Origin of the sequence: Dyella subtropica (assembly GCF_026283965.1) — a bacterium.
Classification (GTDB): domain Bacteria; phylum Pseudomonadota; class Gammaproteobacteria; order Xanthomonadales; family Rhodanobacteraceae; genus Dyella_D; species Dyella_D subtropica.
Genome location: NZ_JAPDPD010000009.1, coordinates 65,712 through 90,258, shown reverse-complemented (window position 1 = coordinate 90,258; position 24,547 = coordinate 65,712). Strand labels below are relative to the sequence as shown.

20 protein-coding genes are annotated in these 24,547 nt (G+C 62.5%); 12 read left to right on the top strand and 8 right to left on the bottom strand.

Annotation, left to right across the window (positions count from 1 at the left end):
- The first annotated feature begins 3 nt into the window (after nt 1–3).
- Together OUZ45_RS09600 and OUZ45_RS09595 are read left to right on the top strand one after the other, a co-directional pair.
- On the top strand, nt 4–1,974 hold the full coding sequence (locus OUZ45_RS09600; protein WP_266169807.1) for an alpha/beta hydrolase family protein: 1,971 nt from the start codon (nt 4–6) through the stop codon (nt 1,972–1,974).
- 287 nt (nt 1,975–2,261) lie between these two features.
- Nucleotides 2,262–5,123, top strand: coding sequence for a TonB-dependent receptor plug domain-containing protein (locus OUZ45_RS09595; protein ID WP_266169805.1), 2,862 nt, complete (start codon nt 2,262–2,264; stop codon nt 5,121–5,123).
- 169 nt (nt 5,124–5,292) lie between these two features.
- On the opposite strand, the gene OUZ45_RS09590 is transcribed toward OUZ45_RS09595, so the two are convergent.
- The 4 genes from OUZ45_RS09590 to OUZ45_RS09575 form a co-directional block, all read right to left on the bottom strand.
- Nucleotides 5,293–5,796 (bottom strand): TPM domain-containing protein, encoded by a 504-nt coding sequence (locus OUZ45_RS09590; RefSeq protein ID WP_266169803.1) that lies wholly within the window; start codon nt 5,794–5,796, stop codon nt 5,293–5,295.
- 1 nt (nt 5,797) lies between these two features.
- Nucleotides 5,798–6,694, bottom strand: coding sequence for a TPM domain-containing protein (locus OUZ45_RS09585; RefSeq protein ID WP_266169801.1), 897 nt, complete (start codon nt 6,692–6,694; stop codon nt 5,798–5,800).
- A gap of 1 nt (nt 6,695) precedes the next feature.
- Entirely contained in the window at nt 6,696–7,316 is a 621-nt protein-coding gene (locus OUZ45_RS09580) for a LemA family protein (RefSeq protein WP_266169799.1), read from the bottom strand.
- Nucleotides 7,317–7,500: 184 nt separating this feature from the next.
- Nucleotides 7,501–7,872, bottom strand: coding sequence for a diacylglycerol kinase (locus OUZ45_RS09575; protein WP_266169797.1), 372 nt, complete (start codon nt 7,870–7,872; stop codon nt 7,501–7,503).
- Between the two features lie 229 nt (nt 7,873–8,101).
- On the opposite strand from OUZ45_RS09575, the gene OUZ45_RS09570 reads away from it, so the two are divergent.
- The 5 genes from OUZ45_RS09570 to OUZ45_RS09550 all read left to right on the top strand — a co-directional run bounded on the left by OUZ45_RS09570 (nt 8,102) and on the right by OUZ45_RS09550 (nt 14,103).
- Nucleotides 8,102–9,388, top strand: a complete 1,287-nt coding sequence (locus tag OUZ45_RS09570) for an ATP-binding protein (protein WP_266169795.1) — start codon at nt 8,102–8,104, stop codon at nt 9,386–9,388.
- A gap of 130 nt (nt 9,389–9,518) precedes the next feature.
- Nucleotides 9,519–10,091, top strand: a complete 573-nt coding sequence (locus tag OUZ45_RS09565) for a response regulator transcription factor (protein WP_266169793.1) — start codon at nt 9,519–9,521, stop codon at nt 10,089–10,091.
- Between the two features lie 93 nt (nt 10,092–10,184).
- The gene (locus OUZ45_RS09560; protein ID WP_266169792.1) at nt 10,185–12,452 is read left to right on the top strand and encodes a TonB-dependent receptor; all 2,268 of its coding nucleotides are present in this window, start codon (nt 10,185–10,187) and stop codon (nt 12,450–12,452) included.
- 20 nt (nt 12,453–12,472) lie between these two features.
- Nucleotides 12,473–13,645, top strand: a complete 1,173-nt coding sequence (locus OUZ45_RS09555) for a sialidase family protein (RefSeq protein WP_266169790.1) — start codon at nt 12,473–12,475, stop codon at nt 13,643–13,645.
- Nucleotides 13,645–14,103: a thioredoxin domain-containing protein gene (locus OUZ45_RS09550; RefSeq protein WP_266169788.1), complete on the top strand. Its 459-nt coding sequence runs from the start codon at nt 13,645–13,647 to the stop codon at nt 14,101–14,103. Before OUZ45_RS09555 ends, OUZ45_RS09550 begins: the two co-directional genes overlap by 1 nt.
- A gap of 73 nt (nt 14,104–14,176) precedes the next feature.
- Here OUZ45_RS09550 and OUZ45_RS09545 read toward each other — a convergent pair whose 3' ends face one another.
- The 4 genes from OUZ45_RS09545 to OUZ45_RS09530 form a co-directional block, all read right to left on the bottom strand.
- Nucleotides 14,177–15,220: an isoaspartyl peptidase/L-asparaginase family protein gene (locus OUZ45_RS09545; protein WP_266169787.1), complete on the bottom strand. Its 1,044-nt coding sequence runs from the start codon at nt 15,218–15,220 to the stop codon at nt 14,177–14,179.
- Between the two features lie 107 nt (nt 15,221–15,327).
- Nucleotides 15,328–16,677 (bottom strand): M56 family metallopeptidase, encoded by a 1,350-nt coding sequence (locus OUZ45_RS09540; protein ID WP_266169785.1) that lies wholly within the window; start codon nt 16,675–16,677, stop codon nt 15,328–15,330.
- Nucleotides 16,664–17,035 carry a BlaI/MecI/CopY family transcriptional regulator gene (locus OUZ45_RS09535; protein WP_266169784.1) on the bottom strand — a complete coding sequence of 124 codons (372 nt, stop codon included), beginning with the start codon at nt 17,033–17,035 and terminating at the stop codon, nt 16,664–16,666. Before OUZ45_RS09535 ends, OUZ45_RS09540 begins: the two co-directional genes overlap by 14 nt.
- 188 nt (nt 17,036–17,223) lie before the next feature.
- Nucleotides 17,224–18,111 carry a right-handed parallel beta-helix repeat-containing protein gene (locus OUZ45_RS09530; protein WP_266169782.1) on the bottom strand — a complete coding sequence of 296 codons (888 nt, stop codon included), beginning with the start codon at nt 18,109–18,111 and terminating at the stop codon, nt 17,224–17,226.
- A gap of 575 nt (nt 18,112–18,686) precedes the next feature.
- Here OUZ45_RS09530 and OUZ45_RS09525 point away from each other — a divergent pair.
- The 5 genes from OUZ45_RS09525 to OUZ45_RS09505 are packed head-to-tail and all read left to right on the top strand — an operon-like array spanning nt 18,687 to nt 24,391.
- Nucleotides 18,687–19,613 (top strand): Gfo/Idh/MocA family protein, encoded by a 927-nt coding sequence (locus OUZ45_RS09525; RefSeq protein WP_266169780.1) that lies wholly within the window; start codon nt 18,687–18,689, stop codon nt 19,611–19,613.
- Entirely contained in the window at nt 19,610–20,713 is a 1,104-nt protein-coding gene (locus OUZ45_RS09520; protein ID WP_266169778.1) for a DegT/DnrJ/EryC1/StrS family aminotransferase, read from the top strand. The genes OUZ45_RS09525 and OUZ45_RS09520 overlap by 4 nt, the downstream gene beginning before the upstream one ends.
- The gene (locus OUZ45_RS09515) at nt 20,710–22,038 is read left to right on the top strand and encodes an ABC transporter ATP-binding protein (RefSeq protein ID WP_266169776.1); all 1,329 of its coding nucleotides are present in this window, start codon (nt 20,710–20,712) and stop codon (nt 22,036–22,038) included. Before OUZ45_RS09520 ends, OUZ45_RS09515 begins: the two co-directional genes overlap by 4 nt.
- A complete protein-coding gene (locus tag OUZ45_RS09510; RefSeq protein ID WP_266169774.1) occupies nt 22,035–22,886 on the top strand; it encodes a PIG-L deacetylase family protein in 852 nt (283 codons plus the stop codon). The genes OUZ45_RS09515 and OUZ45_RS09510 overlap by 4 nt, the downstream gene beginning before the upstream one ends.
- Nucleotides 22,874–24,391, top strand: a complete 1,518-nt coding sequence (locus tag OUZ45_RS09505) for a glycosyltransferase family 4 protein (protein ID WP_266169772.1) — start codon at nt 22,874–22,876, stop codon at nt 24,389–24,391. Before OUZ45_RS09510 ends, OUZ45_RS09505 begins: the two co-directional genes overlap by 13 nt.
- The last annotated feature ends 156 nt before the right edge of the window (nt 24,392–24,547 follow it).

Sequence of the window (24,547 nt, the reverse complement as noted above, 5' to 3'; positions counted from 1 at the left end):
TACATGTCACACCGTCTGATGCGGACAGCGTTGTCCGCAGCCTGTCTGCTATTGCCCGCCGCGGCCTGCGCGGCCGACCTCATACCGGTCGAGGATTTTGCACGGCACCCACAAGTCTCGATGCCCAGGTTGTCACCGGACGGCAAGTACGTGGCCGTGCGCGTGGATACCGACGATGGCGACAATCATGCGCTGAAAATCTTTGCGGTGACTGATATGAGCCGGCCCGTCGAGACGCTGCTCATGCCCAAGTACGAATTGCCGGCCGGCATCGTCTGGACCAGCCCGACTCGCCTGGTGGTTGAAAAGGGCAAGCAGTTCGGCTCGATCGACAAACCCTTCCTTACCGGCGAGATCCTGGCCACGGACGTGGATGGCAAGAACCAGGATTACCTCTACGGATTCGACGCCGGCAAATACGGTACGCGCGCCGGAACACGCGGCTCAGATCGAGGACATGGCTACGTATCGGGCATGCCTGAGCCAGCCAACGGCCATTTCTACATGCGCGCCTACTCATGGGGCAGCGAAGACACGAGCATGCTGTACGACGTGGATGCGCAGAAGAGCACGCGGCAACTGATCGGCGATATCGGCGTCGGCGGCATGGGCTTCATGGTGGGCGCCGACGGCAAGGCGCATTTTGCCTATGGCCGTAACAGTGACTTTGACTACGTGGTCTACCACCGCGAAGGCAACCAGTGGGCCAAGCTCACCGGCAGCCAGGTAGGCATGACCTTCGCGCCGGTCTATTTCACCCCCGACCACCAGCGCATCTATGCCGAGTACAGTGCAGATACCGGCCCGGCGTCCCTCATCGAGCAGGACGAGACTGGCGGCAACCGGCGCATGCTCAGCAAGGGCGACTTCGGTAGCGTAGCCCATATCCAATGGACGCCAGTGCCGCGGCAACCCTTTGCAACCGCATTGGCGACGGGCATCCCCAAGTTCACCTATATCAATTCCGACCTGCCAGCCGCCAAGCTGCACATGGCGTTGAGCCAGCAATTCCCGGGAAAGATCGTCGACTTCATCAATTTCAGCGACGACGGCAGCCAACTGCTGTTCAGCATACGTAGCGACCGTGAGCCGGGCATCTATGCTTTGTTCGACACGCACACCAACAAGGCGAGCAGGCTGTTTGCAGCGATGCCCTGGATCGACCCGTCCAAGATGGCCGAGCGCCGCCCTGTGCGCTTCAAGGCCAGTGACGGCATGGAGCTGGAGGCGATCCTCACTCTCCCCAAGGGTGCAAAGGAAAGCAATCTGCCGATGGTGTTGTTGCCTCACGGCGGCCCACATGGCATCCAAGACACCTGGTACTACGACAATCACGCCCAGTTCCTGGCCAATCGCGGCTATCTGGTGCTGCAGGTCAACTATCGCGCCTCAGGTGGACGCGGCTACGGCTTTGAGAAGGCCGGCTATCTGAAATGGGGCACACGCATCCAGCAAGACCTGATCGATGGCGTGAAGTGGGCCATCGCCGAGCAGTATGCCGACCCGTCGCGCATCTGCGTCTTCGGCGGAAGCTTCGGCGGTTACTCCGCGATGATGTCGGTGATTCGCGCCCCCGGCATGTTCAAGTGTGCGGTCGGCTATGCCGGCATCTACGACCTGGACATGATGTACAACAAGGGCGACATCCAGGCCCGCAAGAGCGGTCGCAGCTATTTGCGTACCGCGATCGGCAAGGACGATGCCGATCTGGCCGCCAACTCGCCGACGAAACTGGCCGACAAGATCGACGTACCCGTCTTGCTGGTACATGGCGAGGCCGACCAACGCGCCCCGTTTGCCCAGGCCAAGGCGATGCGCGCTGCCCTGGAAGCCGCCCACAAGCCTTACGAGTGGCTGTCCAAGCCAGGCGAAGGCCATGGCTTCTACACCGAAAAGAACAACATCGAGTTTCTTAACACCCTGCAGGCTTTCCTCGATAAACACATCGGGAACAAGGCCGGGAGCGGCGGCTGAATAGCTGTCCCAACCCTTACGAGAACGGCTTCAGAAGGGCGCTTCGGCGCCCTTTCTGTTGGCAGCGACCAGCCCGCGCACTGCTCATAGTCACAAACCTGACGTGAAACCAAGCTTGCACGTAACTGTCACGTTGTTTTAACTTCGGGCTCACATCGCCCTCTCCCACAGGCTTCGGCGATGCCAGGGCACGCGAGCTTCCCCAGCGAGGCGTGCCATCCCAGATATCCAGATGACCAGCGCCTGCGCTGGCGGCTGGCTATTTTTTGTTCGGAGTTTTCAAAACAATGAAGCAAAAGACACTGCTGGCCACGGCCATCGCAGCGGCGCTCATGCTGCACACCTTCTCAGTCGCAGCGCAGGACGCCACTCCGGCCCCGGCCGCCGACCAGTCCAAAGCCAAGGCTCTGGACACCATCACCGTCACCGGCTCGCGCATTCGCAGCGTGGACGTCGAGACCGCCCAGCCGGTCTTCACCCTGAGTCGCCAGGAAATCCTGAAGCAGGGCTATGTCAGCGTCGGCGACATCCTTTCCCGTATCACCGCTTCCGGCTCGCCGGGCTATAGCCGCTCCGCTTCGCTCACATCGAACACCTATGCCGGCAGCGCTACCGTTGAGCTGCGTGGCCTGGGCGCTGCCCGCACGCTGGTGCTGGTCGACGGCCGCCGCTGGGGCACCAATGCCGATGGCTTCACCGACCTGGACACGATCCCCTCCTCGATCATCGAGCGCATCGATGTATTGAAGGACGGTGCCTCGGCCATCTACGGCTCCGACGCGATCGCCGGCGTGATCAACATCATCACCCGCACCGACATCAAGGGCGGCGACGCCAATGTCTACTACGGCCAGTTCGGCCAGGGCGATGGTACCAAGCAGCAGTACGATTTCACCTGGGGCAACAAGCTTGGCAAGCTGTCCTACGTATTCAGTGGCAGCTATGCCAAGGACGATCCGGTCTGGGCGAACGATCGCGACTTCTCGCGCTACCCGAATGGCCCGCGCCATCCGACCGACGGCCTATCGTCCTTTGGTCCAGGCGGCCTGATCCTCAACGATCCCTCTGGCAATGGCCTCAAGCTCAACCCGGGCGGTGATCCGACCAAGCTCGGCGACTATCACGCCTACGACCGCAGCGTCGACAACTTCAACGCCGACCCGCAGATGATGCTGATCAACGGCGCGAAGCGTAAATCGCTGTTCGGCAAGGCCACCTACGCCATCACCGACAACGTCAGCGCCCACGTCGACACGGCCTACACCGAGCGTACGGCGAACATCCAGATCGCCGGCTATCCGCTCGGTACCGGCACCACGGGTCTGTCGCTGGACAAGGACAGCTACTACAACCCGCTGGGTAGCGAGCAGGGTTACAACGCCCCGCAGGATGTCCAGTTCCTGCGCCGCGGCGTCGAAACGCCGCGCATGACCAAGAACACGCTGAAGACCTACCGCGTCGGCGCCGGTCTCGACGGTGTTTTCCAGATAGGTGAGCGCAACTTCAACTGGGATGTCAGCGGCTTCTTCAACAAGAACCACGGCGACGTCTTCGGCACCGGCAACTACAACCTGCTGAATCTCACCAAGGCGCTGGGCCCGTCCTTCAAGGACAGCGACGGCGTGGTCAAGTGCGGCCGTCCGGGCGCGGTGATCGCCGGCTGCACGCCGGTGAACATCCTGTCGGGTTGGGGCGGTCTGACGCCGGAGATGCGTGACTACCTCGGCGTCAACACCAACGGCACCTATGGCACCCAGACCAACGGACTGGCCGCCAACATCGGTGGCGATGTGATGCAGTTGCCTGCCGGCCTCGTGCAGTTCGCTGCTGGACTGGAATACCGTCGCGAGGCCGGTTACAACCGGCCGGATGCGTTCTCGCAGACCGGCAACTCCACCGACCTGGCCTCCGCGTCCTCGTCGGGCAAGTACAACACCAAGGAAGCCTACGCGGAGTTGAACATCCCCGTGCTGGCTGACCTCCCGGGTGCGAAGCTGCTGTCGGTCGACCTGGCCAGCCGCTACTCCAAGTACAGCACCTTCGGTAGCACCACCAACAGCAAGTTCGGCATCCAGTGGAAGCCGATCGACGACCTGATGGTACGCGGCAGTATCTCGGAGGGTTTCCGCTCACCGACCATCAACGATCTGTATGGCGGTCAGTCACAGACGTTCGACAACTACACCGATCCCTGCGACGCCACCTTTGGTGCCGTGGCCAGCGGCAACGCCAACGCGATCGCGGCGTGCCGTGCGGCCGGCCTGGGGGCTAACTTCCGTCAAACCGATGCCTCGGGCAAGCCGGTAGATTCGACTGACTCGCAGTCCAACAGCGCGTTCCTCTCTGGCTCCAACAATAAGCTGAAGCCCGAAACCTCGCTCAGCAAGACGCTCGGCTTTGTGTATAGCCCGAGCTACGTCGACGGCCTGAATCTCTCGCTGGATTGGTACAACATCCGTATCAAGAACATCATCACCAGCGTCACCTCCAACGACGTGCTGAACGACTGCTACCTGCGGAATATCCAGGCTTCCTGTGGCATGTTCTCGCGTGACGCCAATGGCCAGGTCATCAACCTGACGCATACCTTGGCCAATCGCGGTCATCGGGAAACCGAAGGTTACGATTTCAACGTGACCTACCGTCTGCCGAAGCTGTCGTTCGGCCAGTTCAAGGTCAACCTGGACACCAACTACGTCAGCAAGGACAACGCAACCCTCTCCAACGGCGTGATCTCCTACAACGCCGGTCAGTACTCGACCTGGCGCATCCGTAGCAACGCCAACCTGGACTGGACCTATGGCGACTTCGGTGCCACCTGGGGCGTGCGTTACTACTCCGGCCTGAAGGAAGACTGCTCGTACGACCTGACCGGCGGCGCGGAGTGTGGCCTGCCGAACTACGTCTCGCCGGGCGTCGGCATCACGCCGAAGCGTCAGGTTGGCGGCATCGCCTTCAACGACCTGTCGGTGCGCTGGACGGCCCCGTGGAACGGCACCATCTCGGTGGGCGCCAACAACGTGTTCGACCGCAAGTCCCCGATCTTCTACACCGCGTCGAGCAACTCGAGCGGCAACAGCAGCTTCGTGGGCAACCCGTCGTACGACATCGGCCGCTTCTGGTACGTGCGTTACAACCAGAAGTTCTGATCGATCGCACCATGCAAGACAAGGTGGCGGGCCATTGGCCCGCCATTTTTTTATCCCATTCGCAACAGGCACAGCGTCTCCTGTAGGAGCGCACCCTGTGCACGAAACCCGACGAAGGCGGCGTTCGGATACGCTGGATCGCGCACAGGGTGCGCTCCTACACGGAGCCTCAAAGCAACACTGGGCGATCCGGAAGCTCGTCCGGCTGATCCTTGTCGTTGCCGGGGAAGTGCCGCGTCAGCAACGCATGGGCGGAGGCGATGCCTTCCAGACAGCCTTCCCGCCATGCGCCCTGTGCAAAGCGGTCGCGCATCCGTGTGCAGATGGCATCCCATTCCGCCGTAGCTACCTCGCGAGCGATGCCGCGGTCGGCCACGATCTCAATGCGGCGCTCGGCCATCAGCACGTAGAACAGCACACCGCTGTTGTGCTCGGTATCCCACACGCGCCATTGGGTGAATACCTGCTCAGCACGGCGGTGTGCGTCCAACCCTTCCAACACGGCCAGCGGCGCCAGCCGCGATTCGATGGCAAAGCAGACCTCACCCTTGTGCAGGCGCTCGCCTTCCCGGATGGCATGCGTCATCTCGTCGAGTAATGAGGTCGGAAAACTGCGGCGCAGCTGAAACCAGCCGCGGAAGACATTGGTGAAGAAGCGTTGCCCACGTCCCATCTCACCAGCTCCCCGAAGAACCGCCGCCACCGAAACTGCCGCCGCCTCCGCTGAAGCCGCCACCACCACCGCCCCCCAAACCACCACCGCCGAAGCCGCCACCGCCCCAGCCACCGAAGCCACCCCAACCGCCGCCGCCAATAGAGCGCCCGGCGCCCGCTGGCAGCAACATGAGTACACCGCCAATCAGCACACCCAGCACTGCGGCTCCCGCAGTGGCGGCCAATAGCCACAGTAGGCCACCGGTGATCGCTGCGCCGAGCGGCGTGCGGAGCCAGATGGCGGATCGCCCGAACACCCCGCGCAGGATGAAGGCGATAAACACGCCAATCAGCAACACATCCTGGAAGCCCAGACCGCTGCGCTCGCGATGCTCGCCTTCCACCGGCGGCGGCAAAGCTTCGCCGTTGATCAGCTGAGTCAACGCGCCTACGGCATCGCTGATACCGCCGTAGTAATCGTTGGCGCGAAACTTGGGAGCGATGTACTCGCGGGTGATGCGCGCGGTGGCCGCATCGGGAATCGCACCTTCCAGGCCGTAACCGACTTCGATGCGCACACGCCGGTCGTCTTTGGCGATAAGCAACAACAAGCCGTCATCGGTGCCCTTACGCCCGACCTTGTTGGCCTCGGCCACGGCCAGCGAATAGCCTTCCAGATCTTGCGGCTGCGTGGTGCCCACCATCAGCACCACCAGCTGCGCACCCTTGCCCTTTTCCAGCGCGACCAGTTGGGCGTCCAGTTGATCGATCTGTTGCGCCGTCAGCGTGCCGGTGAGATCGGTGACGTGACGGCTGAGCTTGGGCGGCGCTGCGTCCGCATGCGCCAGGGAGGGCCCTGCTGCGAGAAGCAGCAGGGCGATCAGGAGGAACGGCAGCCGCAACAGGCGCCGGGTCATATCAATGCGTCGCGGCCGGGGCCGGGCTCGCGTTGCCGCCAAAATCGACGGTCGGCGCAGTAGAGATAGCCTTCTCGTTCTCCACCGTGAAGTTTGGCTTGACCTGATAACCGAAGATCTTGGCCGTGAGATTGTTCGGGAAGGTACGGATCATCGAGTTGTATGCCTGCACCGACTGCACGTAGCGATTGCGCGCCACCGTGATGCGGTTCTCGGTGCCTTCCAGCTGCGCCTGCAGATTCTGGAACAGGCCGTCGGCCTTCAGCTGCGGATAGTTCTCGCTGACCACCATCAGGCGCGACAGTGCGCTGGACAGCTGACCTTGCGCCTGCTGGAACTGCTGCAGCTTCTGCGGATCGTTCAGCGCATCCGGCGACAGCTGCATGGTTCCGACCTTGGCGCGGGCGTTGGTGACTTCCGTCAGCACCTTCTCTTCGTGCTGCGCGTAGCCCTTCACCGTATTGACCAGGTTGGGTACCAGATCAGCGCGGCGCTGGTACTGGTTGATCACTTCCGACCAGGCGGCCTTGACGGCTTCGTCCTGGCGCTGCATCGCGTTGTAACCACAACCGGAGAGACCGGCAACGATCAACAGCAGCGCGAGTACGCGAAGGAATTTCATGAATGTGCTCCGATCCGGTGGAGCCGCCATTGCAGCACCCCTCCCCAGCCGACGCAATGTGGCGTTCAGCTCGCGTAGGTAGGAGCGCACCCTGTGCGCGATGAGGCGTGTGGATGGGCGCTGATTGTCAGGTCGCCCACAGGGTGGGCTCCTACAAGGGGCTGGCCTACAACGAGTCGCCTTTTCAGAGCCAGCGCGGACCGAGGATCAGACCCCAGCTCAGCATCACCATCACCAGCAGCAGGAACACCGCAGCCGAGCCCATATCCTTGGCGCGACCGGCCAGCTCGTGGAACTCCGGGCTGACCTTGTCCACCACCGCCTCCACCGCGGAATTCAGCAGCTCAGCCGACAGCACCAATACGGCCGGCAGCACCAATGCGATCTTCTCCAGCGCTCCGTTGCCCAGCCACAGACCCAGCGGCACCAACACCACCGCGAGGCAGGCTTCCAGCCGAAACGAGGCCTCGTGCTGCCAACCGGCACGCAAGCCCTTCATCGACCATTTGAAAGCGTTCCAGATTTGCTTGGGTCCGCGAATGCCGCTGGCAGCCATAGGGAAGTCCGTGATCGGTGAGCCGCAGAGGCTGCGGCGTAGAGCCAGAATCAGCCGGGGTGCGCGAAACATTCCGCAACAAGCCGGCAACCAACCGGTAATGATGCCACAGGCATCGCTGGCACACCGGCGCCCGTTCCCGCCATGCCAACGGCAGAAATCCGAGATCGGATAGCGCAGGCGTCAGCCCCCTGCCTTGCATCGCTGGCAGTCGCCGTAGAATCCGCCCATGAGCAACCGCCTCTGGCAATACCGCATCGGCCCCACCGCGCTGACCCGCACCCTGGCCTGGCTGCGCATCTGCGCCATCGCAGGACAAAGCGTCGCCGTACTGGTTTGTGCGCTGTGGATGAAACTGAATATCCCGCTGCTGCCCTTGCTGGTCGGCATCGGCCTGCTCGCCGTGTTCGCGATGTTCGCCGCCTGGCGGTTGAGTCAGCCCTGGCCGGTGCGCGAATGGGAAACCATCGTGCATGTCGCCGCCGACACGCTGGTGCTTGGTTACCTGTTGCACTTCACCGGCGGCGCCAGCAATCCCTTCATCACTTTGCTGTTGGTGCCGATCGCACTGAGCGCGGCAGCGCTATCGGTTCCGGCCATCCTGGAAGTGGCCGCCCTCGCAGGTGTGGCCTACGTGGTGCTGCTGCGTTGGTACGTGCCGCTCCCGCTACCCATGATCCAACACACCCCGAGCGGATTTTCACTGCACGTCGCCGGCATGGGTGTGAACTTCGTCATCACCGCCCTGCTGCTCGGCTTCTTCATCAACCGGCTCGCGCGCTCGGTGCGGCTGCAGCAATTGGAAGTGCAGCGTGTGCGCGAGCGCGCGCTGCGCGACGAAGGCATCCTCGCCATCGCCACCCAAGCGGCCGGTGCGGCGCACGAACTGAACACACCACTGTCCACCATGCGCACCTTGCTACCCGAGCTGCGCCGCGAACACGCGGGTGATGCCAACCTGCGCGAAGACCTGCAGCTGCTCGAAGATCAGGTCGAGCGTTGCCGCACCATCCTTCGCGAAATGGTCGCCTTCGGCAAAGCGCAGCTCTCGCAGGAGCCCGAACAACTCAGCCTCGCCAACTTCATTCACGGCTGCCTCGAGCGCTTCCAGCTGCTGCGGCCGGAAGCGGAACTGGAACTGCAACTCGACGAAGACGCCGCACGCACCATGCTACGTACGCCGCCCGGCTTGCGACATGCCTTGCTCAACCTGCTCAACAACGCCGTTGATGCCTCCGCGCAAAACCACTCCCAAGCGGTGGCCCTCACCGCGCACCGCGACGGCGGATGGCTGGAACTGGTCGTGCGCGATCACGGCCCCGGCTTCATCGCCACCGGCGAACTCGCCATGCTCGGCCAATCCCACAAACAAACCGGCCTAGGCATCGGCCTGGCCCTGGCCGAAGCCACCGCCGAACGCCTCAACGGCGAACTCACCGCAAGCAACACCGTAGACGGCGCAGAGATGCGCCTGCGCCTGCCGTTGGCTGTGATAGGCGCAAAAGCCGAGAGCTGAGCAAGATCAAGAGAGGCGGGTCCCGCTACCGCTCTTGATCGTCGCCCCTGTGCAGCGGTGAGCACGAATGCTCGCCCCTGATCACGTATCCGGTGACAATAGGCGCCAAGCATCACGTGGAGCCGCTTCAATGACCGATCAGCCCGCCCAACCCTTGCTCATCGTCGACGACGACGCCACCTTCGCCCGCGTCCTGGCGCGCGCACTGAGCTCACGCGGTTTCGAAGTGATCACCGCCAGCAACGCCGACGAGGCGCGTGCGCTCACCCGCCGCCATCACCCACGCTACTGCGTGCTGGATTTGAAGCTGGGCGATGAAAACGGTCTGCGGCTTATTCCCGAATTGCAGTCGCTCGTTCCCGACATGCGTGTGCTCTTGCTCACTGGCTACGCCTCGATCGCCACCGCCGTGGAAGCGATCAAGCGCGGCGCACACGATTACCTCGCCAAGCCGGTGGATGCGGATGCCGTCGTGCGTGCTTTGCTCGATGGCGACAGCGCCGCTGGTGACGATGATGTGCTGGATGCCCCGGAAGCACCACTGGCTTTGCGCCGCCTGGAGTGGGAACACATCCAGCGCGTGCTCACCGAGTGCGATGGCAACATCTCCGAGACCGCCCGCCGACTCGGCATGCATCGCCGCACCCTGCAGCGCAAGCTGAGCAAGCACCCGGTACGCGAGAGGCCCGACAGCGAAGACTGATGCGCGACAGTCGCGCTCTCGCTGCGACAACGCGCCATCTTTTCCGCTGCGGGGACGCCGCTATCCTGCCAACCCTTGACCACGGTCCAGGGTATGCCTTTGAACAGCTCTCCGCACCGCCCATGCATGCTGGCGCTCGCCATCGCCAGCAGCTTCGCCACTCCCGCTTTCGCCGCTGACCCGCAACAATCGACCACGCTGGACGCGGTGCAGGTCCATGCCAGCGACACGCACGTGACGGAAACACCGGCCGTGCAAATACACGTCACGCGCGAGCAACTGCAGAAACACAACATCACCGACAGCTCGGATGCGCTGAAGTACGCACCCAATATCCAGGTGCGCAAGCGCTACATCGGCGATCCCAACGCCGTCATCAGCGGTCGCAACGCCGGCACGCTGCAAAGCGCGCGCAGCCTGGTCTACGCCGATGGCCTGCTGCTCTCCAACTTGATGACCAATGGCTGGGACGGCGCGCCACGCTGGGGCATGGTGGCACCGGAAGAGATCGGCGCCGTCGACGTGCTCTACGGCCCCTATTCCGCACTGTATCCGGGCAACTCGATGGGCAACACGGTGTTGATCCATACGCGTCTGCCGGAGACATTCATCGCCAGTGCCAGCGCGCAATTCATGAGCCAGGACTTCAGCGACCGCTACGGCAGCAGCGGCCGATACAACGGCCGCAACATCGCTGCCACGCTGGGCAACAAGCAGGGTCGCTGGAGCTGGATGCTCGCGCTCAACAAGCTGGGCAACAACGGCCAGCCGATGCAGTACGCCACCGCCAAGGCGGGCGGCGATCCCCATCTCACTGTGCCCGTGCAGGGCGCCACCCTGGATCGCAACCCTAATGGCACGTCGCGCCTGATCTACGGCGCCAACACCATCGAGCACACCGAGCAGACCCAGGCCAAGCTGAAAGTCGGCGTCGACGTCACCGATCATGTCGCCGCGCTGTTCACGCTCGGCTGGTGGCACAACCATGCCGAAGATCGCACTCGCAGCCTGCTCCGCGATGCCCATGGGCAACCGATCTATACCGGCGTGATCGACGCCTTCGGTCAAACCTGGGCGCTGCCGGCCAGCGGTCTTGCACCGACTTCCATGCGCGAAACGCATGTGCTCTATGGTGCCGAGCTCAACGGCCGCCTCGATAACGGCTGGCACTGGACTGCGGTGGCGAGCAAGTACGATTTCCAACATTCACAGCAACATACCGCCAGCCTCACACCCCCTGTTGCTGACCTAGGTGGCCCCGGCACCGTGGCCGACATGGGCGGCTCCGGCTGGGAGACGCTGGACTTGCGCAGCTCCGGCCCCATCAGCGATCAGCATATGCTCTATGCCGGCGTGCACGGCGATCGCTACGTCCTCAATTCGCGCGTGCGCAACGCCAGCGACTGGCGCGGTGATGCAGACGGTTCGCAGCAGAGTGCATTCGGCGGACGCACGCGCACTTATGCGGCGTATCTGGAAGACGTGTGGAGTTTCGCACCGGCCTGGGCGCTCACCCTTGGCGGGCGCTGGGAACAATGGCGCGCCTATGATGGCCTGCGCGCCAACACCAACACCACCTTGCGTTATGCCGATCGCCAACGCACCGACTTCTCACCCAAGGCCGCACTGAGCTGGGATTTCGCCGACGACTGGCAGCTGCGACTGGCCAGCGGCAAAGCGGTGCGCTATCCCACGGTAAACGAGCTGTTCCAGGGCAGCATCTCCGCCAACGCCATCGTCAACAACAACCCGAACCTGCGACCCGAACGCGACTGGTCTACCGATCTGACGTTGATCCGACATCTGGCCAACGGCCACTGGCGCGTGTCGGTATTCCAGGACCGCATCGCTGATTCGCTCTACTCGCAGACCGACATCACCGTCACCCCCACCGTCACCAATATCCAGAATGTGGAGAAGGTGCGCATGCGCGGTGTCGAGGGCGAGATCACGCTCACGGATGTCTGGACACAAGGTCTCAACCTTCAAGCCAGCGTGGCCTTCAACAACGCCAAGACCCTCAGCAACCGCCAATACCCGCTGGCCAATGGCAGGTGGTTCCCACGTATCCCAAAGGCGCGCGCCACGCTGGTCGCCGACTACCGCTTCACGCCGAACTGGAATGCCTCGCTCGCGGTTCGTCATTCCGGCCGCCAGTACGGCACGCTGGATAACAGCGACTTCGTGAACACCTACGGCGCCGTGAGCCGCTTCACCGTGGCCGACGCCAAGCTGCGTTGGAAGTTTGCACCGCAATGGACGGCCTCCATAGGCGTCGACAATCTCACCAACGAGCACTACTGGGCCTACCATCCTTACGCCGGCCGCACCTGGTTCGGCGAAGTGCGCTGGGACTACTGACATCACTCACGGACCATGCCATGCGCAAATTCATTGCCATCCTGCTCAGCCTGATCGCCCCCGCCCTGCTGGCTCACGAAGGACACGAAGGCATGACCAAGTCCAAGGCCCCTGAGCTGGGTGCCAGCGCCGCCATCGATGGCAAGGGGCGGCTATGGCTGGTCGATGCCGCAGACGGGCACGTGAGGCTGCGTCATTCGGATGACTTCGGTCGCACGCTAAGCGCACCTGTGATGGTCAACGCCACCGCCGAACCCATCTATGCCGAAGGCGAGAATCGTCCAAAGATCGCCTTCGGCAAGCAGGGTGAGCTGTACGTAAGCTGGTCGCAGCCGCGCGCCAAACCGTGGACCGGCTTCGTACGCTTCGCTCGCTCGACCGATGGCGGCGCACACTTTTCCGCGCCGCTTACCGTGCATCACGACCGCGCGGAAATCACCCACCGCTTCGACGCCATGGCCGTGGATGGCCAGGGCCGCATCGCGATGGCCTGGATCGACAAGCGCAACCTCGAAGCAGCGAATGCGAAAGGCAAGCCTTACCTCGGCGCCGCGATCTATACCAGCGTTTCCAGCGATGCCGGCATCAGCTTTGCGCCGGAGCAGAAGCTGGCCGACCAGAGTTGCGAATGCTGCCGCATCGCCATGGCACGCACGCCGCAAGGTGAGATCGGCGCCTTCTTCCGCGCCATCTATGGTGACAACATCCGCGACCACGCCTATGCCGTACTTCACGCGGATGGCCGTCCGAACGAAGCGCAGCGCGCCACCTTCAGCGAATGGCATCTCGCCGGCTGCCCGCATCACGGTCCTGGCCTCGCCATCGCCAGCGACGGCGTGCGCCATGCAGTGTGGTACGAAGCAAAGGACAAACCCACCCTTTGGTACGGCCAGCTTGATCCAGGCCACGCTCCAAAACATGCACTGGCCATCGCGGGCCCAGGCGCCAGCCACGCAGACATCGCCGTGAACGACCGCCAGGTATGGGTGGTGTGGAATCAGGTGGGCGCGCACGGTTACGAGTTGATGGTGCGTAGCTCGCAGGATGGCGGCGAGCATTTCGACGAGGCGCGACAGATTGCCAATACATCGGGGGCGGTCGCGTCGCCACAACTGTTGCTGTGGCAGGGCCGCGCCTTCGTCGCCTGGAATACGGCGGCAGGCTTTCGACTGATTCCCACGGAGGCTCTGTGATGAAGCGGATCTTGTTTCTGCTGGTCCTGACCCTGCCGGTACTGGCGCAGGCGGCATCGCCCACCGCGCTGCGCGCCGAAGATATCGCCACCCTGCTCAAGCCACCCTCGCACGGCGTGCGCGTGCTGGCGATCTGGGCGCTGGACTGCGCTTATTGCGAATCCAACTTGCAAGCCTTGGCCAAGTTGCAGCAAGCGCATCCACAGCAGCTTGAACTGGTAACCATCGCCACCGACAGCATCGATCAGCGCGAGGTTATCGCCAAACGCCTGCATGCTGCCGGCATGGATGCCTGGCCAGCTCGCGCCTATGCCGACGCGACACCCGAACGCATCAACTACTTGATCGATCCGAACTGGGGCGGCGAAACGCCCCGCACCCTGATCATCCGCGCCGACGGCTCACACCTCGGCATGAGCGGTGAACTGACACCCAGCAAGCTGAAGTCGATCCTGTAGGAGCGCACGCTGTGCGCGAAGGGGGGCATTCCGCCCCTTTTCGCGCACAGCGTGCGCTCCTACAACGAGGTCGTTATGGCGCCGTGCTCGCCGCGGAGGCGGGCAGCGGATCGCCGGTGCCGTCGTCCTCGTCGCCGTACAGCGCGACGTGAGCCACGCCGTCCACACCCATCCAGCCGCGATACATGCCGTCGGTATTGAACGGCATCGACACGTTGCCGCTCGCATCAAGCGCGATGGCACCGCCATTGCCGCCCATCGAAGGGATTTCCTGATTGATCACTTCGGCGGCCGCGCGCTTTAGCGGCACGCGCATCAGGGTCACGCGCATGCAGATCTCGTGCGCAGCCACGGTGCGAATGTAGTACTCGCCCCAACCGGTGCCGGAGACGGCGCAACCGCTATTGGCGTAGGTGCCTGCACCGATGATCGGCGAATCGCCCACGCGGCCCCAACGCTTATCCGTCATACCGCCGGTGGAGGTGCCGGCCGCCAGGCGTCCCTGTGCATCCAGCGCCACCGCGCCCACCGTGCCGAAATGCTTGGCTGTTTCGACATCCGCATGCGGCTTGCGCCCGGCGTCTTCCTTCAGCGCCTTTTGCAGCTGCTGCCAGCGTTCTTCGGTACGGAAGTACGACGGATCGACCAGCTCGATGCCCACATCCTTCGCGAATGCCTCGGCGCCATCGCCCACCAACATCACGTGCGATGACTTATCCATCACCGCACGCGCCAGCAAGATCGGGTTCTTCACGCGATGCACGCCCGCGATCGCGCCGGCCTTCAGCGTGAAACCATCCATGATCGCGGCATCCAGTTCGTTCTTGCCGTCATGCGTGAACACCGCGCCCTTGCCGGCATTGAAGTTCGGATCGTCTTCCAGCACGGTGATCGCCGCCGTCACCGCATCTAGCGCCGGCTTGCCCGCCTTGAGCTGCGCATAGCCGTTCTGCAGGGCCTGGGTAAGCGCGGCACGCACCGCCTTCTCCTTGGCCGGACTCATCTCGCGCTTGATTACGCCGGCGCCGCCGTGGATCACCAGTACGGGTGTCGCGGCATGGCTCATGGTGGCAATCCCCATAGCGGCAAGGGCAATAAGCAGGCGGCGCAACTTCATGACGATACTCCTCACGATGACGCCAATGAGTATAGCTGCGGGGCCAAGATTGCTTTCGTGCCGTCGATACGATCTTGCGCGGACCCGCGCCACCGCCCACACCCAACTCAGGATTCCTGCTTGGCCGCGCCGGCCGCAGCACGCGCCGGGCATCCTGCCCTTGGGATAATTTCGAAGGCATATCGATACGCCCCATCCGCGCCTTCGCCATCACCATGGCTACGTAATGTCTCGTCAAGCGACCCATGCAGATGAGATTGCGCCAAAAGCACTCCATTGGAACGACGAAGCGCCAAGGCGACGCGCACTTGACCACCGTCACTCGGTGTAACCGTGGCATCCACATTCCAATCACGCACGCTCATGGTTGCGTCCTGGCCAGGCGCCATGCAAAGCGCCAACGCGGTCCGTTTGGCGTGACGTTGGCCGGCATCCTCCGTTTCCACCTCAACCTTCATGTCGAGCTGATACTCCCGCGTTGCGGAAACGTCGTTGACCACAGCCGCTGCATGCGCACTTTTCGTCGCCGTAGATTCGGGGACGGACGGCGCGCTGACGGCATACACAACACCCGAAACAGCCATGCTCAAGACGAAACTGGCGATGACGCCAGTGCGACGCCGAACAGGACCAGGCAGGGACAATTTCAACATGGCGATACGCTCCGTGAGTGGATGGCGGGGGGACCACGTGCACCCCACCGGCAGCACACAGGCCGTCGGCTGGGTTTTCAACATCGCAAGGGCATAAGGGTGGCGACGATCACGGTGATCGCGCATGACGGCCGCATCGCAGGCCAGCTCCTGGTCTTGGCGAAGCAGGCGCAAAGCCCACCACACCAGCGCATGTGCCCAGCACATGGCCACCACGATCAGAGCGCACAGCGACCACAGTCCATCACGCCGGCGCGCATGCGCCGCCTCATGGGCGAGGATCAACATCCGTTCTTGCGCGTCATAGCGCACATCGAAGTCCGATGGCAGGACAATGCGAGGTCGCCAGGCACCGACCAACGCAGGCCCAACTTCAGGACTCCTGGCACGCCACACCAGCCAGCGCATGGACAATCCGACCGGAACAGCACCTTTCAGTTGCCGCCGATAACGCAGCTGAGCAAGCGAAGCAATCACCCCTACGATGATTACGCCCACCACCCATGTCAGCACGATCGCGGCACGCCAATCGAAGTCCATCGACCGCTTTGCTGCCGCTGGAAACACGCCGCCGGCCGTCGTAATGGTGAGCACGAATGCCGGCAACACCGCAGGCGACGAGGCGAACGGATGTGGAAGCTGACTGACAAGCATTGCAAGCGGCGGCAGCAGCCACAGCTGAAAGCTGCGCTCCGCCCCCAGCAGGCGGCGGCATGGCCGGCGCAGCAAAACGACGACCAGGGTCGCCACGGTGAATGCCAGCTGCAACATCCACAGACGCGCTATCAACTCAGGGCTGCTCATCGTCCAGCTCCTCCAGCAGCTTCTTCAGCTCGACGATGTCCTTGTGACTAAGCTTGCGCTGCTCAGAGAAGTGGGCGACCAGCGGCGCGACGCGGCCGCCGAACAGACGATCAAGTAGCCCCTTGCTCTCCTGCGATACGTATTGCTCGCGGGTGAGCTTGGGGGTGTAGAGATAGCGCCGCCCGTCACGCTCGGCCTTCACCGCCTTTTTCTTGAGCAGGCGGTTGAGCAGGGACTTCACCGTGCCCTCCTGCCAATCCTGCTGCGGGCCGACCTCAGCCAGAATCTCTTCGGCGCTGCGCGGCGCCTGCCGCCACAACACCTCCATCACCACCGCTTCGGCTTCACTGATCGACATGGCACACCGTTTACGCGTGTAAGTGCAATAACAATTACACGCGTAAACGAAATGCGTCAAGCGTTGAACGCCGCTCCATGACGGAGGCGGTGGAATGGCTCAACGCTCCTATACGAACACCCTCAAAACAAAAGCCCGCCGGGCTGACCCGGCGGGCTCGATAGCGACATCGTTGATGGGCGCCTCCGCTACTGCACCGCGATGGTCCCGCTGGGGGCTCCCGGCACGGTATTGCCAATCTTTCGGTTGTTGCCGGCCGAATTTACCGTTCCGTTGGCAACGATACCGCCTGCGTTGTTGAACATGTCTACGTTCGAGATGCGGACGGAAGATCCCGTCTGGGCCTGCACGGCTACGCCGTTCCCGGAGAAGTAACTGCTTTCCAGGTTGATCGTGCCGCCTTCAGCCAGGGCGCCGTATGAGGTATTCCGTTGGAACATCGAGTTCGTGGCCTCGAGGATGCCGGCCTTTGCATCGAGCGCGGTCCCAGTGCCCTGGATGGCAACGTTCTTGAGTGAAGCGACAACGCCTGTAGCGGTGCTCTCGACCTTCACACCAGTGGCGCCACCGATGATCGTCGAGTCCCGGATCACCACGCTACCGCTTCCAGTCAGAGCGATATCGACCGCGCTTTGGGTAAAACCCTGAAAGGTGCAGTGGTCAATAATCAGGGTGCCACCGCCAGTGAACATGATGCCGACGCCATTCAGTCCGACGCCAAGGCCGTTGAACTCCAGATTGCGCAGGATCACGGTATCCGAGGGTCCGGCATTGACAACGACGGCAGTGCCGCCGGAAACCAACACGCTCGCCAGTTCGCCACCACCGTTGATCATGAGTCCATGGGTGATGGTCACTGCACCGAATCCGCCCGGATCGAGCACCGAGATCTCCCCCCCCACGGCCGTCTTTGAAAACGCCCCCGCGAATGTCTTGCAGGGAGCGGTACGGCTACATGGATTGGCATCATCGCCGACCCCGGAGGTCCAGGTCCGCGTTGCCTGGGCCTGGGCCACCGCACTGAATGCTAGAGCTATTACGCAACTTGCCAAAAGCAACTTCAGAAAACGTTTCATGGGACTTCCCCTTCAGTGGTAAAGAAACGCCGCAGCCCCCTTAAGCAGCCACGGAAACCTTTGGATGGATTCGACTCCGGAAATCTGACGCAGCCCCTTCAAGAGCGCTTTCGTCCCCTTCCGACGTCTTTTGCCGGCACGAGGGTACGGCGAACGCCCCCATTCTCGGCAATGTGACGTAGGCCGGTATCATTGCCCCTAATTTCCCGGTAGCCCACCTGGACCGGGACGAAGTAGTCTATGCCCTTCGCCGCGCAACTGCGACGAGCGAGGGGGAACAATCATGCGTCGAGTCGGACGCAACGAGTGCGGCCCCGGAGGACTTCGCCTGGTAACGCACTTCCCACGCGAACCTGCGGTCATTCGCCTCATCTGGGTGTTGCTCTGCAAAGCGGCGGGCTGAAGTGGGCCACCTTACGTCGTACGGCTTTCTACAACGGGAATACCAAGGCTTCACAGCCCCCAAGACACCTATCCCGAATCTCGAGTCAGCATTTGCATTCATGGGGTAATCGATGGAGGTTTGTACCGAGAACGTGGCAATAGCGGGGCCGGCTTCCCCCCCCCCACCTCGCATGGGCGTCGCCGTCGTAGGCATAGGCTATTTCGGCAGTCTGCACGCACAAGCCTATGCGCGCCTGCCGGAATGCGAATTGATAGCAGTGGTGGATCCCGATCCTGCGACCGCCCCCCTGGCGGAATGGCTCGGCGTTCCCCGACTGGACCATGTCGACGAGCTGCCAGACTCGGTCCAGACCGTATCCGTCGCCACACCGGTAGGCACCCACTACAAACTGACGAAGCGCCTTCTGCAGCGTGGGCTCGATGTCTTGCTGGAAAAGCCCATTGCCGAGACGCCAAGGCAGGCCAAAGAACTCTGCAGGCTCGCTGCAAGACACCGCCGCGTGCTGCAGATCGGCCACATCGAGCGTTTCAATCCCGCCTTTGCTCTCGGCCCCAGCCTATTGCCGCGGGCGCGGACGATCGACATGGTTCGCACGACCCAACGGCCACCGCGTGGAGACTGGCTCAATGTCGTGATGGATTTGATGATCCACGACCTGGATTTGATCTTGTTCGGCGTCACCTCCCATGTTGTCCGCTTCCACGCTACAGGCGGCAGCCTGGGCATGACCGCGATCGACAGTGCATGCGTCGAGCTCCATTTCGGCAACGGATGCGTCGCACGCCTCACTTCACATTGGGGAGCTACCGTCGCTATCAATGATCGTCGTATGTTCGCCGAGCTGGATACGGGCGAAACGTGGGCCATGGACTTCCTCCGACGCGAGGCTTATCGCACTCGGTCCGCCGCTTCGTACACCCAGGACTTGCCCATGCCGCCACTGGGCATCCCCGCCGACACGCTGAGCCTGCAGCTCGCGTCCTTTGTCAGGGCATCGCAGCAGCGCGCGACACCGCATGTCACTCCCGAGCATGGCTATGCCGCGCTGGATCTGGCGCGGAAGATCCAGGAGCGGATTCTGGGCCAGGCATCATGATCGTCCCCCTGCTCGACCTGAGCGCGCAGTACCAACAACTGCGCAGCGAAGTCGATGAAGCCGTGCGACGCGTGCTCGAAAGCAGCGCATTCGTGAACGGTACGGAAGCCGAGTCTCTTGAGCGTGAATTCGCCGCCTACCTGAGCGTGCCTCACGTTGTCAGCGTCAATTCCGGTACCGATGCTCTGATGCTGTCCCTGAAGGTCCTGGGCATAGGCCCGGGCGACGAGGTCATCGTTCCGAGCTTTACCTTTTTCGCAACTGCCGAAGCGGTCAGCCTGGCTGGCGCCACACCGAAGTTCGTCGACTGCGCAGCCGGCCAGTACAACATCGACGTGGACAGCCTGTCCGCGGCGATGAGTGAACGCACTAAAGCCGTGATCGTCGTACACCTGTTCGGCGAGCCCGCGAACCTTGCCCCCATCCAGGACTGGTGCAAGAAGCATGACCTATTCCTGATAGAGGACGCGGCTCAGGCCGCTGGCGCGACATACGCGGACCGACGCGTCGGCTCATTCGGGGACACTGCCGCTTTCAGCTTCTATCCGACCAAGAACCTTGGCGCCTATGGCGACGGCGGCGCCATCGCCTGCCACGACCGGTCCATCGCCGAGCGACTTCGCCGCCTGCGCAATCACGGCCGGACGAGCCGCTACGAGCATCATGACATCGGCTGCAACAGCCGGCTCGATGAAATACAGGCAGCCATACTGCGCGCAAAAATGCGTTTTCTAGACGGCTGGAACGAGCGCCGAAGACTGCTTGCGGCGAGGTATCAGTCCGGATTACAGGGCACGAGGTGCCGCTGGCCCTCGAACTTCGATCAGGCGACACCGGTGTATCACCAGTTCGTCATCAGGCACCCACGGCGTGACGCACTCCGGGCGTTCCTGACAGAGCATGGCGTCGCTACCGCGGTGTTCTACCCCATCCCGTGCCATCTGCAGCCGGCTATGGCGGCATACCGCGGGCAGAAGCCATTGCCACATTGCGAAGGGCTGGCGCAGGAAGTGCTCGCGCTTCCGATGTATCCCGAACTGGCCACGGGCACGGTCGACCATATCACCCAGCTTGTGCATCTGTTCGAGCAACAGCGATGAACGCGACCGACGACACCGGCCTGGCGATCAGCGTCTCCGGCCTTTCGAAGACATACCGCATCTACGAGCGCCCGCAGGATCGCCTGCTGCAGGGGTTATGGGGCAAGCGCAGACAGCTCTACCGAAACTTCGACGCGCTCGATGATCTCTCCTTCGAGATCTACCGCGGTGAAACCGTAGGCATCATCGGCCTCAACGGCTCGGGGAAGAGCACCCTGCTGCAGATCATTGCCGGCACTGTGTCGCCCACGGGAGGAAGCGTACACACCAGGGGCAGGATCTCCGCCCTGCTCGAACTTGGCGCCGGATTCAATCCCGAATTCAGCGGCCGCGAAAACATTCACCTGTCAGCAACCCTACTGGGGCTCACCGGTTCCGAGGTCAAACACAAGTACGACCAGATCACTGCCTTCGCGGACATCGGAGACTTCGTGGAGCAGCCGGTCAAGACCTATTCTTCCGGCATGTATGTGCGGCTCGCCTTCGCCGTCGCGATCTCAGTAGAACCCGAGATATTGATCATCGACGAAGCGCTGGCGGTGGGCGATGCGGGGTTCCAGGCGAAATGCATGCTCGCGCTGAGGCAGATGCAGGAACGGGGAACCACCATCCTTTTCGTCAGCCACGATACCTCAGCGGTCAGCTCGCTTTGCCAGCGCGCGATCTACCTGGAGCGTGGAAGGATACTCACCATGGGCGCCGCACCGGAGGTCACCGCCCGCTACATCCGCGATGTGCAGACGGCGAGCAATCATACGATCCTGGCAACTTCCGCTCATGCAGCCACATCGGACGCTCCCGGCGATGAGGGCACAACAGGCGTGCCGGAAACCACCAGTGCGAAGTTCCTTCAGTTCGCGAAGATCGCTGCCCTCGGCCGCTCTGGAACAGGCGATGCACGGATCATGTACGCGGAGATGCTCAATGACGAGGGGCAGCCGATCAGCATGGCCATGTTCGACCAGCATGCCACCATCCGGATCATCGTCCAGGCCGTCCGAGCCAGCACGCTGTCGGTCAACTACAAAATTTGCGACAAGAACCGCGTCGCCGTCATCGGCGCAGATTTTCTAATGCAGGAACGGGAGCTGCTGTCCTTGCAGCCGGGGCAGCAAGCGGAGATCGTCTACCGCACCCGGCTACCCCTGACGGATGGCAAGTACAGTCTGCGAGTCTCACTTACCAAACCGATCGAAGCGCACCACCACGCGGTCTTCTTCGACATAGTGGAAATCGCGCATGTATTTGAAGTAATGCGCAGCGCGAAGGCCAAATTCTGGACACAGATATATCTACCGAACACCCTGGAGATCAGAACCCCATGATGCGCAAGGAGCATGAGCCCGCCGCGCGCGCGCTGCTGGTGATTGGCCACCCGGGCCACGAATTGCGCATTCTGGGCTGGGTGGCCCGGACCAAGCCCTTGGTCTGCGTGCTCACCGACGGCTCCGGCAGTGACGAAATTCCACGAACCGAACAGACACGCGCCGTTCTGGCCGAAACCGGTGCGCGAATTGGCCCGGTCTTCGGCGACATGACCGATCGGCAGATCTACCAGCATATGCTTTCCCAGGATGGCGCGCCTTTTGAAGCGCTGTGCGAACGGCTTGCGCAGCTCATCGTGGAGCAGCGGGTGGAGATCGTGGTTAGCGACGCTGTCGAGGGCTACAACCCCACACATGACCTGTGCGAAGTGCTGACGCGCGCGGCCGTCGAGATCGCCAACACCCGGCAGATGCACCAGACCCAGCACTACATCATCCCGCTGATGGGCGATCCAAGTTCGCTGGGTGACGACATGGACGGAGAGCAAATCCAGATCGTGCTCGAAGCAGACCAGTTCAAACATAAAATGGATGCGATACGCGCTTATGCCACCAAGGCCGGAGCCGTGCTTCAGCAAGAGGTTGAAGACACGTTCCGCACATACGGTGAAGCGGCGTTCTCGTGTGAGCACCTGTTCGCAACAGCCGCTGGCGAACCTCATTGGGAGCGCCGCTTCGGTGGCAAACAGCCGCATTACGAAGTCTATGGTGAAAAGCAGGTCGCGGCAGGACGATATCAGTTCGTCATCCGCTTCCGCCAACATGTACTGCCATTGGCAAACGGGCTCCGCAAACACCACGCCAAAGCTATGGCAGACGCCAACGGAGGCGAACCATGCGTATCTTGATTACCAACAACACGCTGGCCGGCCGGGCGGGTTCGGAGCTGTACGTGCGCGATGTCGCACTGGCATTACTCAAGCGCGGCCATCAGCCCATCGCCTATAGCAGCGTGCTCGGCGAAGTGGCGGAAGAACTGCGTGCCGCGACAGTCCCGGTGATCGACGACCTCGCTTCTCTCGCCGTGGCCCCCGACATCATCCACGGGCATCACCATCTGGATGCAATGGCGGCGATGCTGCATTTTCCTGACACGCCCGCCGTCTATTTTTGCCACGGATGGATTCCATGGGAAGAGATGGCAACGGAGTTTCCCACCATACGACGCTACGTCGCGGTCGACGATCTTTGCCTCGAACGCCTACAGCACACACAGGGCATTGCGCCCGAACGTATCCGGATCATCCGCAATTTCGTCGATCTTCGCCGGTTTGCACTGCGGGCCGAGCTTCCCGCCAAGGCGAGGCGGGCATTGGTGTTCAGCAACTATGTCGGCGAGGGCCCGGGCCTTACCAGCTTGCGCCAGGCCTGTGCCGAACGCGGCATTGAGCTCGACGTGATAGGTGGCACGTCTGGGCACCCCGAAGTTCACCCGGAGCGTGTACTGGGTCAATATGACATCGTGTTCGCAAAGGCACGATGCGCGCTCGAATCCCTGGCCTGCGGAACGGCGCTTATCGTATGCGACGCCGCCGGACTCGGCGAAATGGTGACGCCCTCCAACTACGAAACGTTGCGTAGGCTGAATTTCGGCATTCGCTGCTTGCGCAATCCGCTTAGCGTGGAGGAGATCGGCGCGGAGATAGATCGCTACGATGCGGCGCAGGCCCGTGAAGTGTCGAAGCGCGTGAGAGCCGAGGCAGGGATCGATACCGCCATCGACCAGCTCCTGAACGTCTATGCCGAAGTGCTGGCCGAGCCTCTCGACCTCTCGTTGCCTAAACAGGCGCACTTGCGCTCGGCAAGCCGTTACCTCAGGCAGATCGCGGACGTGATCAAGTCCCGCATTCCGATCGCGATGGCCCAGGCAACAGCGGCGGCGCAGGCCGAGTCGGCGGCGGCCTGTGCGCGCGTTGCGCAATTGGAACTTGCGCTCACCGAGGGACGGCGGGAAATCGCCAGACTTGGCCAGGCATGGTCCGAGCAGAGCCAACATTCCGAACGTGTCCAGCAAGGTCTCGACCAGCATCGGCAAGACGTAGAGCAAGCCGAAGTCCTGCTGGAAGAAGAACGACAGCACAGCGCGGCACTACAGCAACAAATCGCCCATACCGAGACCGCGTTGTTCGAGCACCAACAACGCGCAGAGCAAGCCGAGGCCCTACTGGAAGAAGAACGACAGCGCGGCGTGACACTGATGAACGTAAACTCCCAACTCGACCGCGAGCTCATCGCCATCCACCAATCTACCCTATGGCCGCTCGTCAATTGGCTCTACCGGTCGAAGGAACGACTTTGGAATCATCCCATCGCTGTGCTCAGGGCTCGCCGGACGCGTCAGCAGGATTTTTGAAGGCGTGCCGCCGCGCCGGATAGGTGCCTGGGACGCCGCATTCACCCGATAACGGGAAGGCAGACCTTCCCTTGCGGGCCAATAGCCAGCCATTGCGACCTTGGTACAGCATGAGCCGTCACCAATCCGTCGTATCCTAGGCAGCTGGTTCTCCCT